The 15,101-nt window shown below is 67.2% G+C and carries 15 protein-coding genes; 6 read left to right on the top strand and 9 right to left on the bottom strand.

What is annotated here, in order from left to right; all coding sequences use genetic code 11:
- Nucleotides 1–2: 2 nt before the first annotated feature.
- The 3 genes from Aph01nite_RS34775 to Aph01nite_RS34765 form a co-directional block, all read right to left on the bottom strand.
- Nucleotides 3–245: a hypothetical protein gene (locus Aph01nite_RS34775; RefSeq protein WP_204045303.1), complete on the bottom strand. Its 243-nt coding sequence runs from the start codon at nucleotides 243–245 to the stop codon at nucleotides 3–5.
- A gap of 231 nt (nucleotides 246–476) precedes the next feature.
- Nucleotides 477–821: an ATP-binding protein gene (locus Aph01nite_RS34770; RefSeq protein ID WP_239162206.1), complete on the bottom strand. Its 345-nt coding sequence runs from the start codon at nucleotides 819–821 to the stop codon at nucleotides 477–479.
- 25 nt (nucleotides 822–846) lie between these two features.
- Complete coding sequence (locus tag Aph01nite_RS34765) at nucleotides 847–1,086, bottom strand: hypothetical protein (RefSeq protein WP_204045302.1); 240 nt, start codon at nucleotides 1,084–1,086, stop codon at nucleotides 847–849.
- A gap of 380 nt (nucleotides 1,087–1,466) precedes the next feature.
- On the opposite strand from Aph01nite_RS34765, the gene Aph01nite_RS34760 reads away from it, so the two are divergent.
- On the top strand, nucleotides 1,467–2,282 hold the full coding sequence (locus tag Aph01nite_RS34760; RefSeq protein ID WP_204045301.1) for a hypothetical protein: 816 nt from the start codon (nucleotides 1,467–1,469) through the stop codon (nucleotides 2,280–2,282).
- Entirely contained in the window at nucleotides 2,279–2,656 is a 378-nt protein-coding gene (locus Aph01nite_RS34755; protein ID WP_204045300.1) for a GntR family transcriptional regulator, read from the top strand. Before Aph01nite_RS34760 ends, Aph01nite_RS34755 begins: the two co-directional genes overlap by 4 nt.
- 422 nt (nucleotides 2,657–3,078) lie before the next feature.
- Here Aph01nite_RS34755 and Aph01nite_RS34750 read toward each other — a convergent pair whose 3' ends face one another.
- Nucleotides 3,079–5,244, bottom strand: a complete 2,166-nt coding sequence (locus Aph01nite_RS34750) for an NACHT domain-containing protein (RefSeq protein ID WP_204045299.1) — start codon at nucleotides 5,242–5,244, stop codon at nucleotides 3,079–3,081.
- A 192-nt stretch (nucleotides 5,245–5,436) separates the two neighbouring features.
- Here Aph01nite_RS34750 and Aph01nite_RS34745 point away from each other — a divergent pair, with 192 nt between their 5' ends.
- The 3 genes from Aph01nite_RS34745 (at nucleotide 5,437) to Aph01nite_RS34735 (ending at nucleotide 10,221) form a co-directional block, all read left to right on the top strand.
- On the top strand, nucleotides 5,437–8,208 hold the full coding sequence (locus Aph01nite_RS34745) for an AAA family ATPase (protein WP_204045298.1): 2,772 nt from the start codon (nucleotides 5,437–5,439) through the stop codon (nucleotides 8,206–8,208).
- 84 nt (nucleotides 8,209–8,292) lie between these two features.
- Nucleotides 8,293–8,754: a hypothetical protein gene (locus Aph01nite_RS34740; protein WP_204045297.1), complete on the top strand. Its 462-nt coding sequence runs from the start codon at nucleotides 8,293–8,295 to the stop codon at nucleotides 8,752–8,754.
- A gap of 129 nt (nucleotides 8,755–8,883) precedes the next feature.
- Nucleotides 8,884–10,221: a multicopper oxidase family protein gene (locus Aph01nite_RS34735; RefSeq protein ID WP_204045296.1), complete on the top strand. Its 1,338-nt coding sequence runs from the start codon at nucleotides 8,884–8,886 to the stop codon at nucleotides 10,219–10,221.
- 89 nt (nucleotides 10,222–10,310) lie between these two features.
- On the opposite strand, the gene Aph01nite_RS34730 is transcribed toward Aph01nite_RS34735, so the two are convergent.
- Nucleotides 10,311–11,096: a hypothetical protein gene (locus Aph01nite_RS34730; RefSeq protein ID WP_204045295.1), complete on the bottom strand. Its 786-nt coding sequence runs from the start codon at nucleotides 11,094–11,096 to the stop codon at nucleotides 10,311–10,313.
- The gene (locus tag Aph01nite_RS34725) at nucleotides 11,093–11,644 is read right to left on the bottom strand and encodes a SigE family RNA polymerase sigma factor (protein WP_204045294.1); all 552 of its coding nucleotides are present in this window, start codon (nucleotides 11,642–11,644) and stop codon (nucleotides 11,093–11,095) included. Before Aph01nite_RS34725 ends, Aph01nite_RS34730 begins: the two co-directional genes overlap by 4 nt.
- 154 nt (nucleotides 11,645–11,798) lie before the next feature.
- On the opposite strand from Aph01nite_RS34725, the gene Aph01nite_RS34720 reads away from it, so the two are divergent.
- A complete protein-coding gene (locus tag Aph01nite_RS34720) occupies nucleotides 11,799–12,191 on the top strand; it encodes a hypothetical protein (RefSeq protein WP_204045293.1) in 393 nt (130 codons plus the stop codon).
- Nucleotides 12,192–12,237: 46 nt separating this feature from the next.
- On the opposite strand, the gene Aph01nite_RS34715 is transcribed toward Aph01nite_RS34720, so the two are convergent.
- From Aph01nite_RS34715 to Aph01nite_RS42335, 3 genes are all read right to left on the bottom strand, one after another.
- Entirely contained in the window at nucleotides 12,238–13,071 is an 834-nt protein-coding gene (locus Aph01nite_RS34715) for a hypothetical protein (protein ID WP_204045292.1), read from the bottom strand.
- Between the two features lie 235 nt (nucleotides 13,072–13,306).
- Nucleotides 13,307–14,563: a formamidase gene (fmdA, locus tag Aph01nite_RS34710; protein ID WP_204045291.1), complete on the bottom strand. Its 1,257-nt coding sequence runs from the start codon at nucleotides 14,561–14,563 to the stop codon at nucleotides 13,307–13,309.
- A 37-nt stretch (nucleotides 14,564–14,600) separates the two neighbouring features.
- The gene (locus Aph01nite_RS42335; RefSeq protein ID WP_204045290.1) at nucleotides 14,601–14,882 is read right to left on the bottom strand and encodes an FmdB family zinc ribbon protein; all 282 of its coding nucleotides are present in this window, start codon (nucleotides 14,880–14,882) and stop codon (nucleotides 14,601–14,603) included.
- Nucleotides 14,883–15,101 lie beyond the last annotated feature (219 nt).

Below are 15,101 nucleotides of genomic sequence, written 5' to 3'. Positions count from 1 at the left end.
TCTTAGAAGGCGTCAGGGCGATCTTGCCGGGAATTGCGTTCTTCCGCCCCCAGGTACCGAGCCTCGTCCTCTATCAGTAGTTTGATCAATCCACTCATAGCGCGCGGATTGATCCCGGCTTCCATTCCGGCGCTTTCCATGGCATGTACGTCGCGCTGTTCCAGCCAGCATTCGAGGGTCGGCGCATCGACGTGAAGCAGGCGCGCCGCCTCCTGGAGGGCGGGTCGTATCTCATGTTCCGCCATGTCTCACCTTCGGTGTGAATACCGTGTCAGGGGGTCGCGCCCACGACCCTACTCGCTGGCATCCGGATTGGGCTTGGCGAGCAGATGGGCGGACAGCGGCATCCGGTGTGGCCAGGCCGCAGGCCCGTACCCGCCTCGGGCACTCCGATCCTGCTCTCACACTTCGTGTCTACGCCCACGTGATCAGCGAACCATCTCAACGAGGACAAGGGCGACCTGAAGGGTAAGCGATCAAGCGTAGAGGTCGTCAATGGTGATCAGGCGTACGTCGTACTCGGGTTTGGTGGCGAGTTCCTGGGTGAATCCGGCGCCCGAATAGCACGTGAGCACTATCCCTCCCGACGTCGTGTTGCCGTCGGCGACGGCGGCGAGGACTGAGTGGTAGAGCGACGGGTCGCGGATCTCCGTCTCCTCCGCCAACAGGTAGCGGGCCTCCCTGAACAGCGGGACTTCGGCCTTCAACACGGATCTGATCACCCAGTCGTCGAAATCCGCTGGCCCGTCCGGGATGTCGCTACGGACGAATTCCTTCCGGTAGGCGGGTGTCCCACCGGCCACCGCGTGATAGCCCGTCATGGGGATTTGATCGACTTGGTCGAGGCTATCCCTCGGCCAGGGCTGCCTCGCCGGCGTCGGTGAGAATCAGCCGCCTTCCGTTCTCCCGGTCCGCGTCGGCGTCGTCATGTGCGATCCATCCGGATTTGAGGAGGATGCTCAGCGTCGCGGCCGGGATGCCTGAACGCCGCGGTGAGAGAGGGTTGTGGCGTACGACCTCATCGCGGATCCGGAGCAGAACCGCGCGCTGCGCGGCCGTGGGCCGGCGCGGACGAGGGTTGGTCATCTGGAAGTCACCTCCGGCGGGGGCGGATGTCCCGATTGTGCCAGTTTGGCGTTAATTGTGACTGCCTTCCGGAGTGATCTGGTATGACCGTGGCTGCGCTGCCGGACCTGTCCTGGGCGAGGCCGGATGCGGCATGTCCTGGCGTTCCGGCTAGGGGAGGCGTTCCGGCGGCTGAGCCCCCGCTCGGCGGGACGTTCGCGGAGCTCGGTTTCGGCCCGTCCGGGCACGCACCCCCGCGGGCCGCGGTCCGCTTGATGGTCACGGTGGCGGCCGCTGGGCCGGGGCTCGCGTCGCCGAGGCGACGGGACCCAGGGGGCGTTGACTTTGTCGCAAGGTATGGCGCAACATATTGATACAAAGCTTGCGACAAAGGAGGCGTCATGACTCGTGAACCGTTATCAGACGACGGCCCGTCGGCGCGTGCGGCCGATCTGCGGCTGGCCAGCGAGTGGCTGGCGCAGCACGACCTCACCGGCCTCCGCCCGACCCCGCTGCTGGCCAGCCGGCTGGTGGTCCGGAAACGCGCCCGCATCGCCGCTGCCGTCATCCTGGCCGTGCTGATCATGGCGAGCGCGCTCGCCGCCACGTCCGCCTTCGGCGGCTCCCAGCCGCAGCGCCCGCTGCCGCTGCTGGCCCTGACCGCGCTGGTGGCCGGGCTGCTGCTGGCGCAGTCGATGCTCGACTGGTGGGTGCGACGCGTCGACCAGCGGGCGGCGGCGACGCTGTCCCGCAGGGCCGCCCATGTGATCCAGCCGGGCTGGAGGGACGTGCTCGGCCAGCCGTACGCCGTCTTCGCGGTTGTCACGTTCGCCGGTGCGCTGGTGCTGGCCGGAAGCGCCCTGGCCGTTCCCGACCCCACCGTGCGGCAGTTGGCCGTCGTTCTGCTGATCGGCCTGCTCGGTGTGACGGCCATCATCGCCATGCAGCTGCGCCACCTGCTCAGGCGCCCGGTCGTGGCGGAGGACGAGGAGTCGCTGACCGCCGACGTCATCATGCGCGTCGAGGACGCCCGCGACCTCATCACGCCAGGCGTGCAGTGGTCGCTGCCCATGGTGCTGCTGTTCGGCACCGCGCCCGGCTGGTGGAGCGCCGCTGCGGTCGCCTACCTGCTCCTCGGTCTGGTCGCGTTCGTTGCGATCCATGCCAGGACGCCGTCGAGCGCGACGATGGCCCGGCGGGCCATGAGCGTCCGATGATCGTCATCGACGCCGCCTCGCCGGTGCCGCCGTTCGAGCAGCTGCGGGCCCAGCTCGCCCGGCAGATCCAGGACCGCACGCTGGCCGTGGGCGCCCGGCTGCCGACCATCCGCCACCTCGCGGCTGACCTTGGCCTGGCCGTCAACACGGTCGGCCGGGCCTACCGGGAGCTGGAGGAGGCGGGGCTGATCGAGACACGTGGGCGGGCGGGTTCGTTCGTGTCGGCCGCCGGTGAGGAGGGCCGGGAGCGGGCCCGCCGGGCCGCCGCCGCCTACGTGGCTGTGATCGCCAGCGTCGGCATCGATGCGGGCGAGGCGATCCGTATCGTTCAGGCGGCTCTGACGGCCGGCTCGGTGGCACCGGCCTCGCCATGACCGCCGTGTCGATAAATATCCGACAAATATCGACCATACGTTCGGATGGCGGTACGATGATCCACGGCCCTGGGCGGAGGGGAAGCCGACCCGGGGCCTCCACGCTGAGCGGGCGGCCTGACGTCGCGGCCGTCGTGGTTCCTGCTGTAGGCCAGCTGGCCTAGCGGTCGGAGCGCATCCCCTGAGGCGGTACGGAACAGGAGGGCGGAACGGGGTGGACCGCCCGCGGCGGCTGTCACCGAGCGAGTATCGAGCCGATTCGTTGGACCACTTCGGCATGCTGTGCTGCGGCGGAGCGCTCAAGAAACGACGGCAGGAGTGGCGCACATCGAGGGGATCCATGCCCCTCAGCCTTCAGGACCGCTCGACCGCCCGCCGCCGAAATCTTCCCGCGACGCAGGCCACGCCATCGCGATCATGCGTTATGCCTGACGGCGTACATCCTCCTCAGCCGCCGCGCCTCGTGCGAGCCAATGCTGAAGCTGGCTGTGCCGGAACTGATAGGAGATCCCGGAGATCCGCAGCAGTCCGGCTTGGCTCGCCCATTCGAGAAAGCCTCCTAACCGCATGGGAGACCGCCGCTGTTGTGCGGCCAGCACGCGAGCGAGGTGATAACGGCACCAAGTATGGGACCCAAATGAGATCACGAGCACCCATGAGACGACGAACCCGCTGATCAGTCCGACCCTGATCCCGGACGAAAATTCGGCGTTCAATCCGAGGGTGATGCCGAAGAGGTTGAACAGGAGCCAAGTCACCAGCCCGATCGCCAGACCATGAAGCCCGTCTGCCCGAATGACGCCATATGGTCCAACAGGCTGTGGTGAAGAATCGTTGAGCATGACAACGAGTCCTATCACGTTTCCTACCACGCTTCCGCCGGCGAGCATGACCACGAGCGTGGTGATGGAATCGGGCTGGAGCTCGCCCACGATTTGTGTCGCAACCCCGAAGGAAAAGATGCCGAATATACCGGCTGTTAATCCGAGTAATACGCCGGCTCCAACACCGCCCACCTGATCGCCTACAAAGCCGCCCGCGAGGCCGGTGACGAGTACGAAGATGAAGACCATCGCGGAACTCTGCACGGAACTCGGCAGGAAGGAGCCGATGAAACCTGCCACGATCATGCCCAGGAACGTGGTCATGATTCCACTGAAGAAACCGGATTTGAACCGCCGGAAAGCATGGCTGGTGCCAAGGCGAAAGGTTAAATGATGTGGGCTCGGGTGCCGTATGGCGCCGCTGGCCAATAGGAGTAGGACGGCGGCTACCACGAAGAATTCCTGTTCGCCGGACAGAGCGGGTAGCAGCGCGAGTAGGGCAGGGAGGCTCGCCAGCGTGAAATGTGCCAAAGTGGCCTTTATCGAGCCACTGATGCGCCACCATTCGCTGAGTACAATATCGGTCCCCGACAGCCCGTGGCGAGCTCGCCAGTCAAGATGAACCGCGATCTTCCCCAGCCATCGTTCCACGTTCTCGGCCGAATAGCGGTCGTCGTCGGAGACCCGTACCAGGGCCGAGACGTACCTGCTGAGCAACAATGAGTTGACGCGCTCGGCATATTTTTCCCGGCCGGTCTGACCTACGTCTTTCTCCGGCAGCAGCTCGCTCGGATCGCCGTCCGCGCGGTAGATGGCGGTAGCGAGGGTCAACCGCCAGGGCGTGGCCAGTTCAGCCGCCAGAACCCCTGCCGGGTACGCGTCGAGTTCCGCCAGCACGGGAGCCCACCGGTTCAGGTCGCTCTCATCACGCAGTTGCTGACTCAGATAGGACGCCGACTTCCTGCCGTCGAGCGGCCTGATCTCCACGTGGGTCGCGCGGTCCAGTCGCGTCGTCAACTGCGCGTATTCCGTGTTGCGGCAGGTCACCACCACGGCCGCTCGCTCTCGCGCCCGCATGTACCCGTTCAGCGCGGCCACTGCCGAATCGGCCCGGCGGGACATTCCCGCGACACCCATCTCGTCCAGTCCGTCGATGATCGGGAGGATCCGCCGCTTCTGGATCAGCCCTACGGCCGCTTGCTCACTCAGTGCGAACCGTTGCGCTATCTGCTGCGCCAGCCACTGCTCAAGCGGGTGATCCGCCGGCCAGGAGGCAGCACTCAGAAGCAGGGGCACCGGACCAGGCTGTCCGGAGGTCTCACGCTCCTCCAGCAACCGGATCAGCAGTTGCAGCGCCAATACGGTCTTACCCGCTCCCGGTTCCCCCAGGATCACCAGTCGGCCCGGAGTCAGCGTCCGGTAATACTCGAGCACGGAGGCCATATCCCCTACATCGGCGCCGCCCACCTCGCGGAAACGGCCGGTCCCGCGGATGAACTTCACATTCGCGTACGTGTCCTCGGGCTGGTCCGTTCCCAGCAATCGGGCACGGGCGACCTGGCTCTGCGCCAGCATGACCGCCGCGAGTTCCCGCTCGGCCTGTTCGAGGTCGACCGTCGCCAATTCGGCACGGCGCGTGGCTTTCTCCCAGGCGACGACGGCAAGCGCGGTGGCACCGACCGGCAGGGACCACACATTCGCCCACCCCACCCAGTCTCCGAACGTGCCGGCGTCGGCGTTGATCGCTTGGACCACCACATTCACGGATACGCCCAGCGCGGTCAGGCCCAGGAGTATCCAACCCGCCGCGCGGATCCCGTCCCGTCACATGCAGCCCTCGCTTCGCCGAGCAGATGTTTCCGAACAAGGTCCCAAAGCCAGATATCGAATGAGTAAGCGCGGACCATCGACGTTTGGGAGCTACCTGTTTGTACGGAGCTTTGAGACGATCTCGGCATGCGCGCGGACATCGTCGGCCGCCAGGAGGAGCTTCGGGCGGTCGCGGGTTTCCTTGATTCGCTTGCCGTACGGTCGGCGGGTCTGGTTCTGGAAGGCGAAGCCGGTATCGGCAAGACGACGTTGTGGCTGGCGGCTGTGGAGGAGGCGCGTCGGCGGGGGTTTCGCGTCCTGACGACGGCTCCCGCCACGGCCGAGGCGCAGTTGTCGTACGCGTCGCTGGCGGACTTGCTCGCGCACGTGGAGAGTTCGGTGTTCGCGACGCTGCCCGAGCCGCAGCGCCGGGCGATCGACGTCCTTCTGCTGAGGGACGGGGCCGATGACGTGCCCACGGATCGGCGCGCGACCGGGGCCGGTCTGCTGTCGGTCATCGAGCGGCTGGCGGACGAAGGCCCGGTGCTGCTGGCGATCGATGACCTGCAGTGGGTGGACAGCTCCAGCGCCGGGGCGATCCAGTTCGCGGTCAGGCGGCTGCGCGCGCGGGTCGGCATGCTCGCGACGCTGCGGACCGAGGATCGGACCGAGAGCGGCGCCAGGGAGCACGGTGCTGCCACGTCATGGTTACGGCTGCTGGATCCGGACGCCAATCACCGATTACGGGTGGGACCTCTGAACCCGGCCGTTCTTCATGGAGTGCTCCGCGGGACGATCGGCCGTTCCTTTCCCCGGCCGACGATGGCCCGCATCCAGCAGGTGTCCGGCGGCAATCCGCTGTACGCGCTGGAGCTGGCCCGGGACATCGGTCCGGATGGCCCGACCGACGTGACGTCGTCGTTGCCGGGCACGCTGGCCCAGCTCGTACAGGCGCGGATCGGGGGATTCGCGGACCTGCGGCAGGCGCTGCTGGCCGTCGCGGCGCTTGCCGAGCCCACCGTCGAGGCCGTCCAGCTCGCTGTGGGAGCCGATCCGGCTGAGCGTGACCGCCTGCTCGGTGAGGCCGAACAGGCCGGTCTGATCACGATCGACGGCCTCCGGATCCGGTTCACGCATCCGCTTCTCGCCACCGGCATGTACGCGAGCGCGACGGCGACCGCCAGGCGCACCATGCACGGTCGCCTCGCCGAGGTCGTGGCGAATCCGGAGGAACGTGCTCGCCATCTGGCGCTCGCCGCCGTACGTGCCGATGAAGGCACTGTGGCCGCGCTCGACGAGGCGGCCGTACGGGCGCGTTCTCGGGGGGCGCCCGCTGCCGCCGCCGAACTGCTCGATCTGGCGGTCGGGCTCGGCGCGGACACGCCTGAGCGCCTGATTCGCTCGGCCCGGCACCACTTCGACGCCGGAGACCCGGGGCGGGCTCGGGTGATGGTGGAGAAAGTGGTCGACGGGCTCGGCCCGGGGCGGACCCGTGCCGACGCGTTGCTCCTGCTGGCGACCGTGCGTCTCCATGACGACAGCTACCGGGAGGCGGTGGGTTACCTGGAGCAGGCGCTCGCGGAAGTGGACGATGACCTGCGGCTCCGCGTGCAGATCCTGATCGAGCTGCTGTACGTGCTGGTCAATTTGGGCCGGATCCCCGACGCACTGCGCATCGTGGACGACACCGTGGCCGACAGCGAGCGACTGGGGGATTCCGGCCTGCTGGCCAAAGCCCTCGCCTCCGCGGTGATGATCCGCTTCCTGAGCGGCCAAGGACTGGACGGGCCCATGCTGCGGCGCGCCCTCGCGCTGGAGAATCCCGACATGTCGAGCCCGGTCATGCTGCGCCCAGCCCTGATCGACAGCCTGCTGCTCGCCTGGACGGGACGGCTCGACGAGGCCAGAGAACAGCTGCTCACGCTGCGCCGGCACTGCCTGGACCGGGGCGAGGAGAGCGACCTGATGTTCCTGGCCTTTCACACCGTGGTCGTCGAATGCCGGCGGGGCGACCTCGCCGCGGCAGGCGCGCTCGTGGAGGACACCCGAGAGCGGGCGTTGCAGCTGGACACCGACTTCCCCCTCGCGATCGCGCTGTCGGCGGAGGCGAACCTCGCCGCGTACACCGGCCGGCCCGATCAGGCGCGCCGGGCCGCGCGGGAGGCGCTCGAGATCTTCCAGCGGGGCAGCTGTCTCGCGGTGACCGTGTGGCCGATGGTGACTCTGGGCTTTCTGGAGGTGTCGCTGGGCGACCATGAGGCGGCCGCCGCGATCCTGGGGCCGCTCGCCGCCGCCGCGCAGGACATGGGGTACGGGGAACCCGCGGCAGCGCCCTTCGCTCCGGACCTGGTGGAGGCGTTCATCGGCGTGGGGCGGCTGGCGGAGGCGGCCGCGCTGGTGGAGCAGTTGGAGGCCAGCGGCCGTCGGCTGGATCGTTCCTGGGCTCAGGCGCTCGGCGCGCGGTGCCGCAGCCTTCTGCTGGCCGCGCAGGGCGATCTGGACGCCGCGCTCGATGCGGCATCGCGGGCTCTGGCCGAGATGGAGCGGCTGCCGATGCCGTTCGAACTGGGCCGCACCCAGCTGGTGCTGGGTCAGATCCAGCGCAGGCGCACCCAGAAGCGCGCCGCCGGCACCGCTCTCCGAGAGGCTGTCCGGATCTTCGACGAGCTGGGCATGTCGCTGTGGGGCGCCAGGGCCAGGAGCGAACTCGAACGGGTCGCCACCGGCCCCTCGGGCGGTACGGAGCTGACTCCGTCAGAACGGAGGGTCGCCGAGTTGGCCGCGAGTGGAATGACGAACCGTCAGGTGGCCACGGCCCTGTTCATCAGCCCGAAAACCGTCGAGGCCAACCTCGCCCGCGTCTATCGCAAGCTGGGCATCCACTCCCGTGCCGAACTCGGCCGGCGAATCGCCGGATGAGCGCATAGGGAAACACCCGATTCCTCGGGCGAATCCTCGAATTACGTTCTGCATGCCGCAGCGTAGCCAGAGGAGAAGGCGAATATGGTTGCCGTTTACAGAATCTCGGCCATCGCCGTCATGGTCGAGGTCGCCATCCAGTCGATGTCGGTGGTCTTCGGCATCGCGGGTCAGGGCAAGTGGATCCAGGAGGGCGGTGTGCTCGACAAGGCGGTCATCGAGGCCCGGGAATTCGTGTTCCCCGAGGTCATCGGCTACCTGATCCACGGTCTCAACGGGACGATACTCATCCCGTTGACGGCGCTGATCCTGCTGGTCTCCTCCTTCTTCACCAAAGTGCCCGGAGCGGTGAAGTGGGCGAGCCTGGTCCTGCTGGCCGTCGCGGTGCAGATCACCCTGGGCATGTCCGCTTCCGGCCTGCCCGTGCTCGGCGCCCTGCATGGCCTCAACGCGTTGCTTCTGCTCGGTGCGGCGTTCTACGCGGCGCGCCTGGTGCGCCGAAGCCGTACCGCGGATCAGGGAGATCGTCTCGCGTCGCGCGCCTGACAGATGGGTCGTCTGAACAGCCGGGGCCTCCGTCTCGCCGTTGCTTGCGGTGCCTCCGCAGCTGTATTAGGGCCGCTGATCTGGCTTTGGCAGGACAGTCTGCTTCCCGGGGCGTACTCCGTGATGGGTATGGGGTACGCGGAGCACGGCGGTCACGGGGGGCAGGTCGCGGGCGGGCGCAGCGTTACGTCGCTCGTCGCCGATCCGCGTCGTCCGGCCGATGTTTCCGTCACGCTGGCCGCTGGGAAGGAACGATTCCGGCTGCCTTCGGGGCGGGCTTTCGACGGGTTCACCCTCAACGGCGGGTCACCCGGGCCCGTCATCCGCGCGACGCTGGGACAACTGGTCGAGGTACGGCTGGTCAACGGGTCGGTGCCGGACGGCATCACGCTGCACTGGCACGGCGTCGACGTGCCCAACGCGGCGGATGGCGTGGCGGGCGTCACCCAGGACGCGGTCCGTATCGGTGAAGAGCACGTCTACCGGTTCATCGCCGACCAGGCCGGCACCTTCTGGTACCACTCCCATCAGATGTCGCACGAGCAGGTCCGGGGAGGTCTGCTCGGCGCCCTGGTGGTGACCCCACCGGAACAGCCCGCCGAGACCGTCGACGTCGTCGCGCTAGTGCACCTGTACGACGGAGTCCGTACCGTCAACGGAAACGAAGGCGACGTGCGGGTGACCGTGCCGCCTGGGAAACGGGCCCGTGTCCGAATCGTCAACACCGACAACGGTCCGATGTCGGCATGGGTCGGCGGTGCCTCGTACCGGCTGGTCGCCGTGGACGGCACGGACCTGAACAGGCCCGATCCGGTACGGGACACCGGGGTTCTCGTCACCGCGGGCGGCCGCGCCGATGTCGAAGTGACCATGCCCGAGGACGGCTCCCCGGTTAGGGTCCATCTCGGTGGCACGACGGCCGTCGTACTCGGATCGAAGTCGTACGACGCGCCCGTGGTCCGGCCACCGGCCACCACGCTGGACCTGCTCTCGTACGGGATGAGGGCATCGCTGGGATTCGACCCGAACCGGCCCGATCGACGGTTCGACTACGACATCGGCCGGCGGCCGGGCTTCCTTCGCGGCCGCCCCGGCCTGTGGTGGACCGTCAACGGCAGCATCTTCCCCGATGTGCCCATGTTCGTCGTCAACGAGGGCGACGTGGTACGCATGCGCATCTCCAACCACAGCGGCGACGTGCACCCGATGCACCTGCACGGCCACCACGCGGTGGTCCTCAGCCGCAACGGAATCCCCGCCGCCGGGAGCCCTTGGTGGGTGGACTCACTCAACGTCGCCGACGGCGAGTCGTACGAGATCGCCTTCGTCGCCGACAATCCCGGCATCTGGATGGACCACTGCCACAACCTGCCGCATGCGGCGGAAGGACTGGTCGCTCACCTGATGTACGAGGGAGTGACCACACCGTTCATGATCGGCGGTACGGAGGGCAACGAGCCGGAGTGAAGAGCCGCATTGATCATCTCGGCTGCGCGGCTTTGCGGATTAACTCTTTGTGCTGGGGGAGGGGCAGCGGGCCGTTGCGGTGGTTGGGGTTAGTCGTCTGGGGATTTTTCGAACCACCAGTTGGTGGTGCCGATGGGGGTGATGGTGACTGGGCCCAGGCCGCTTTCCCATGTGCGTGGTTGTTCGTTGGGGGAGTAGAGGTAGGCGTAGTTCCACTCCCATCCGTTCTCGGCGCGGAGGAAGCCGGCGGATTCGACGGTGCCGTCGGGGGCGTACCTCGCGTTTATGAGTTCGTTGGTGGGGACGCCGCTGCGGTCGACGGCGTCGAGGATTCGGTTGAGGTCGGCGCGGGCGACGGCGTCGAATGGGCGTTCGCCTGGGCGGCCCCCGCAGGTTCCGTTGTCGCTGAAGGTGCCGCGCGGGTATTCCAGGATCTGGCAGGGCGCGTCCTCGTACCAGGTGGGCTGGATTTCCTTGAGTACGGGGAGGACGTGGGTTTGCAGGCCGGCGACCTCTCTGGCCATTGTTTCGGGTGAGGGCGGCTCGGTGTTGAACAGGTTGAACAGTTCGCTCAGGTCGAGGCCGGGTGGTGCCGGAGGGGTCGCGGTCGCGTTTTCGAAGCCGAGCAGGGTGCGTACCTGCTGGCTGCCGGGCATGGTGAGGGTGCCGACGCCGGGGAGGCGTACCGGGCTGGTCACGGTCAGGGCGATCAGGCTGGCGGTGACGAGGCCGGCGAGGGTTTGGCGTCGGCGTCGGCGGTGTAGTGCTCGGCGGGCCGTGGCGAGGACGGCGGAAGCGTCGAACCGTACGTCGGGGATCGTGTGAGCGCCTTCGCGTAGGCGGGCGACGACGTCATCCGGCGTTGGGGGGCTCATGACCGATCACCCTCTGAGAGGATTTCGCGCAGTTTGGTCAGCGCGCGGGCGTTGTGGGATTTGACTGTTCCGACTGAGATGCCGAGTTCTCGGGCGACCTCGGCTTCGGTCAGGTCGAGGAGGTGGCGCAGGATGACCACCCGTCGTTGCGCGACGGGCAGGAGGGCGAGCGCGCGGACCACCGTGCTGCGGGCGGTGACGGCGGCCGCGTGGTCGGGAGTCGCCGGGGCGGGCAGGTCGCCGGGGGCCGCCAGGAGTTCGCGGCGGGTGCGCCGCCAGCCGTCGATGCGCAGGTTCATCAGGATCTGCCGCGCGTACGCCCTGGGGTCGCCGTTGCGTGCCTTGCCCCAGGATCGGTAGGTGCGCTCGAAAGTCGCCTGGACCAGGTCCTGGGCGCGGGCCCGGTCGCCGCACAGCAGTTCCGCGGTGTGCAGCAGGTACGACCCGGCGGCGTCGACGAACGCGGCGAACTGCTCGTCGCGGCCGCCGGCCACATCGGTGCGGAGAACAGCGACGTCGTTGCGTTCCGCGCCGGGCTCCTCAGCCATGGGTAGGCCAATTGGCTCCGGATTCATGCCCGCCTCCTCCCGTCTCCCACCCTTCACCACGCAGCGGAGGCTCGAATCGTTGTCACGGACAGCCGCACTTCGGCGGAACGGAATGGAACGCCTTCCAGGTACACAACCGCCTGGAGGAAATCCCATGTCGACAACTGAGCAGCCCGCAGACTCCGGCCGTCGGCGGCCCGACTCGAATCACTCCCTGACGTACGCCGTCGTGAGCCTGCTCGGCACTGCGGCGATATCGTCGATGATCACCGAGCGGCAGGGTCTCGTCCCGGGCATCGTGGCGGGGGCCGTGTTCGGCGCGTTCTATTTCGCCGGTCTGGTGTGGAGCAGAGAGACCGCCGTCTTGTACCGCCGCCATCCCTGGCTCAACACCCTCCCGTTCACGGGCACTTTCTTCGTCGTGGTCGTCGCGCTCAACCCCGAATTCACCCTGCTCCGCTGCGCCATCATGGCGCTGATAGCAGGCGCGATCTTCGGTGGTCTCATCGCGCTCGTTCAGCGTTACCGGGAGCGCACGACGGTCTGAAAAGGAGCCCGCCCCGAATCGGGACGGGCTCCTCTGGCAGTACGACTCAGAAACAGCGAGCCAGTGCGACGATCTTGGAGTTGGGGGTGGTCGATCCGCCGCCGACGAACCAGCCCCTGGTGCCGGACGGCACCGTGTGCGTGATGAAACCGTCCGCTTCCGTCCCGTCGGCCCTGGACAGGTACACCCCGCCGCTGAGCACGGTTCGGCCGTTGTCGCACAGGTTCTGCTTGGAGGCAGTCCCGTTGACCACGTTGGCGTGATCCTGGTCGACGAAGGAGCCGTCGAGCGGAGCGCACATCGTGATCACCTCCACGGTGTCGCTCGGGACGCCGGTGGAGACGGTGACCTGCCACGCGTTGCCGGCCGCCGTCATCGAGTTGGCCACCATGCCGAAGCTGGTGGTGCTGAACACGCCCCTGTTGTTCAGGACGATGCCGCCACCGCCGGCCGCGTACATGCCGGACGGGCAGGTCAGGATCGCCCGGCGCTTGTTCGAGCCGGCGAAGGCGAACGTCTGCCGCACCGGGATCCAGCCCTGCAAGGTGGCCACCGGGGCGCAGATTGCCTGAATAATCATGAAGTTGCTGCCCGCGGGGCCGGGCTGGATGGTTCCCTCCGCGATGACGGCCTGGAAGTTGGGCTGCGGGACAAGCCCGTTGAGTACGGCATTGCCCTGCATGCCCGCGGCCACGACCCGCGTGTTCACCGGGCAGCCCACATTCCCGCTCACCCGTCTGCCGACCTGGCCGAAGACGGTTTGCTGCACTGGTACCAGGCTGCCGGGCGGCGGTGCCGCGGCTGCCGGTAACGGGGGCAGGGCCAGTAATGCCCCGGCCGCCGCGACACCCGCCGCTACCAGTTTTCGCAGGATTTTCATGTCGCTCCCTTTCCAATGAGGAGTCCTGTGTTGCGACTCGGCCATTGAAAGAGAGGAAGCGGGAATCTTGTGTGCCACAATCCACAGATAAAATGCGGCACAAATCACGTCATATATGTTCCATTTCTGGGTCGATTCGTCACGTCCTGGAACGCGATGGAACTCCCAAGGCCAGGGCAGCGGCGATAATTTGCGACAGATCCTATGGAGAAATATTCACGACCACGGAAGTGATTCAGTCGAAGCGGGCATGTGGCGCGCTGCTGCCCCGCGGTATCTGGACAGGTCCGGACGCGCTCGGGCGGACGTCGAAATCGAAGATCGCGGTTGGCAGGTAGACGGTGGCGCAGGAGTTGGGGATGTCCACCACCCCCGACAGCCGGCCCTCGATCGGCGCGGCGCCGAGCAGCAGGTAAGCCTGCTCACGGCTGTAGCCGAACGTCGTCAGGTAGTCGATCGCGTGCAGGCAGGCCCGCTGGTAAGCCAGGTGCGAGTCGAGATAACGCTGCTCGCCGTCCAGAGTCACGGACACACCCGAGAACGCGAGCCACTCGCTGTACTGAGGCCCGGTACGACCCGGCATGAAGATGGTGTTCTCACCGACGCCGTACGTCTGCATGCCCTCCTTGATGATGTCGACCCGCAGGTCGATGAAGCCGCCCATCTCGATGGCGCCGCAGAAGGTGATTTCGCCGTCGCCCTGCGAGAAGTGCAGGTCGCCGACGGACAGGTTCGCGCCGGATACGAATACGGGATAGAACACACGGGAGCCCTTGGTGAGGTTCTTGATGTCCTGGTTGCCGCCGTTCTCCCGTGGCGGCGCTGTACGGGCCGCTTCGGCCGCGATCCGCTCGAACTGGGGCGAGGTCACCGAGCCGAGGACGGCGTCCTGAGGCTCCGGAGGCAGGGACAGCGGTGGCACCCTCGTCGGGTCGGTGGCCCGCAGCGCCGACTCCCGTGCGTTCCACTTCGCCAGCAGCGCCGCCGACGGCGCGGTGCCCATGAGCCCGGGGTGGACGATGCCCGTGAACGACACCGCAGGGATATGGCGGGACGTCGCGGTCTGACCGGAGAAGTCCCAGATCGCCTTGTACGCGTCGGGAAACTGTTCGGTGAGGAAGCCACCGCCGTTCTTCGTGGCAAAGATCCCGGTATAGCCCCAGCCCTGTCCGGCCAGCGGGCCACTGTCCTCCTGCGGGATCGGGCCCACATCGAGGATGTCCACGACCAGCAGGTCGCCCGGCTCGGCTCCTTCGACCCCGAACGGACCGCTGAGCGCGTGCACCGTCGTCAGCGGGGCATCGCGGATGTCCTCGGCGGAGTCGTCGTTGTGGATCGCGCCGTCGAACCATTCCCGGCAGTGGACTCGGAAGCTGTCGCCGGGCTTGACCCAGGCCACGGGGGGAATCTCCGGGTGCCACCGGTTGTGACCGATCTTGGCCTGGTCGATGAACCTTCGATTGGAGTCGAGCGGGAAAATCAACTCGGGCACGGCGGGATTCCTTTCGGCGCTGCGGAGACAGAGACGGTCAGGGCCGCGGCAGGCGACTGGTGGCCGGATGGACGCCTACCTTGGGTCCGCCGCGCCGGCTCGGCGGGGACGTGACGACTTCGGGCTCGGACGCGCTGCGCTCCGCGCGTTGTAGCTGGGCGGACAAGGCGGTCGGAGTGCGTGCCAGCATCGGCGCCGAGAACACCCGAACCGAGGTCGCGCCGCAGTCTGGGCATGACGCCGAAGCGGATGCGGTGCCTATCGGAAAAACGACCTCGATTTCAGAGCAGTTCGGACACCGGTAGGCATAGACCGCCATGGCATGCGCCCTTCGAGCGAGTTCGAACCAAAATCCTCGGGCCGTGATGGTACGACCCCAGGAAAACCGTCTCGAAGTCGTATATATCCGTAATTGGGCATACGAATGAAATTTGTCCGATCTCGCTTCGCCCAAATTGCTTGCACAGCGGGGTAGATCGCCTGAAATTTCAGCCAAAGAACGATTAAACACCGTCGCGCTGATCACAGGACGTACGCG

It is taken from the genome of Acrocarpospora phusangensis (genome assembly GCF_016862995.1).
GTDB classification, from domain to species: domain Bacteria; phylum Actinomycetota; class Actinomycetes; order Streptosporangiales; family Streptosporangiaceae; genus Acrocarpospora; species Acrocarpospora phusangensis.
The sequence above is the reverse complement of the archived record's forward strand: the minus strand, read 5'-3'. Positions and strand labels throughout refer to the sequence as shown.

Bases quoted from the DNA above. Each gene is read 5' to 3' on its own strand.
- Aph01nite_RS34775 (WP_204045303.1), bottom strand. From the start codon at position 245: ATGGCGGAACATGAGATACGACCCGCCCTCCAGGAGGCGGCGCGCCTG.
- Aph01nite_RS34770 (WP_239162206.1), bottom strand. From the start codon at position 821: ATGACGGGCTATCACGCGGTGGCCGGTGGGACACCCGCCTACCGGAAG.
- Aph01nite_RS34765 (WP_204045302.1), bottom strand. From the start codon at position 1,086: ATGACCAACCCTCGTCCGCGCCGGCCCACGGCCGCGCAGCGCGCGGTT.
- Aph01nite_RS34760 (WP_204045301.1), top strand. From the start codon at position 1,467: ATGACTCGTGAACCGTTATCAGACGACGGCCCGTCGGCGCGTGCGGCC.
- Aph01nite_RS34755 (WP_204045300.1), top strand. From the start codon at position 2,279: ATGATCGTCATCGACGCCGCCTCGCCGGTGCCGCCGTTCGAGCAGCTG.
- Aph01nite_RS34745 (WP_204045298.1), top strand. From the start codon at position 5,437: ATGCGCGCGGACATCGTCGGCCGCCAGGAGGAGCTTCGGGCGGTCGCG.
- Aph01nite_RS34740 (WP_204045297.1), top strand. From the start codon at position 8,293: ATGGTTGCCGTTTACAGAATCTCGGCCATCGCCGTCATGGTCGAGGTC.
- Aph01nite_RS34735 (WP_204045296.1), top strand. From the start codon at position 8,884: ATGGGGTACGCGGAGCACGGCGGTCACGGGGGGCAGGTCGCGGGCGGG.
- Aph01nite_RS34730 (WP_204045295.1), bottom strand. From the start codon at position 11,096: ATGAGCCCCCCAACGCCGGATGACGTCGTCGCCCGCCTACGCGAAGGC.
- Aph01nite_RS34725 (WP_204045294.1), bottom strand. From the start codon at position 11,644: ATGGCTGAGGAGCCCGGCGCGGAACGCAACGACGTCGCTGTTCTCCGC.
- Aph01nite_RS34720 (WP_204045293.1), top strand. From the start codon at position 11,799: ATGTCGACAACTGAGCAGCCCGCAGACTCCGGCCGTCGGCGGCCCGAC.
- Aph01nite_RS34715 (WP_204045292.1), bottom strand. From the start codon at position 13,071: ATGAAAATCCTGCGAAAACTGGTAGCGGCGGGTGTCGCGGCGGCCGGG.
- Aph01nite_RS42335 (WP_204045290.1), bottom strand. From the start codon at position 14,882: ATGGCGGTCTATGCCTACCGGTGTCCGAACTGCTCTGAAATCGAGGTC.